The 851-nt window shown below is 54.2% G+C and carries 2 protein-coding genes; both read right to left on the reverse strand.

The genetic code is table 11. The features are described 5' to 3' along the window. Positions 1-48: 48 nt before the first annotated feature. Positions 49-324, reverse strand: coding sequence for an IS66 family insertion sequence element accessory protein TnpB (gene tnpB, locus ACUNV4_RS30390; protein ID WP_430882433.1), 276 nt, complete (start codon positions 322-324; stop codon positions 49-51). Beyond that, the gene (gene tnpA, locus ACUNV4_RS30395) at positions 321-689 is read right to left on the reverse strand and encodes an IS66 family insertion sequence element accessory protein TnpA (RefSeq protein WP_430882434.1); all 369 of its coding nucleotides are present in this window, start codon (positions 687-689) and stop codon (positions 321-323) included. The genes tnpB and tnpA overlap by 4 nt, the downstream gene beginning before the upstream one ends. Positions 690-851: the final 162 nt, after the last annotated feature.

Here is an 851-nt window from a genome sequence, read left to right on the forward strand (position 1 = left end):
AATCGATGATCACATTCAATCAGAACGGGTGATCACCATGGATCAGAATCAGTGATCAACAAGCCCCGGAATATGCAACCGGAACTTCTCCTCGGCCAGGCTCTTGTAATACATCACGAAGCCGTTGTCTTCCCAGAACACTATCTTGATCTTGTTACTGGCCCGGTTTCGGAAAACATACAGCGTGCCCGAGAACGGATCATGTCCCAACTCCATCTGCACGATAGCTGTCAGGCCTCGATGACTTTTCCGGAAATCCACCGGGTGCCGGTAGAGATACACCTTGGGCAGATGCCGGCTGGGTCTGAGTGCCGGTTGCCTCATAGTCGAGACACCAACGCCGCTACCAGTTCGATGTTGGCTGCCGTGATGCCTTCGATTCTCATGCCGCCCGGCAAGAGCAAGTCGATGGAGTCCGCATCTTGACGCAAAGCCTCTACTGACGGTCTGTTGGGCGTCGCAACCTGAACCGGGACAAACGCGCTGACAGATGAATTCTGGATCCGGGATGGTTGCCGCGCTCCTGACAACAACCTTCGCCATCGAACGAAGGAGGCGTACCCGATACCGTGCCGCTCACAATACCTGCGCTGTGTCAGCTTTCCACGCGCCTGTTGTCGAACATGATGTTGCCAGAACTGGCGTTTGTCAGAACGTTTCCTGGGGAGCTGCCTTGTTCGTAGGGACATAGGTGCCTCGCGCGAGATTGAATGGACGAGGCAATACTGACCGTCTTGAAAACACAAGGGAAGACGTCGTTAATTGGGCGCTTACACTACATCCAGGGCGATGAAACACGATTGCAAGTGCTCTATGAGCCAGGCATGGCGGCAACCGGTGATAAATGGATT

It is taken from the genome of Granulosicoccus sp. 3-233 (assembly GCF_052681095.1).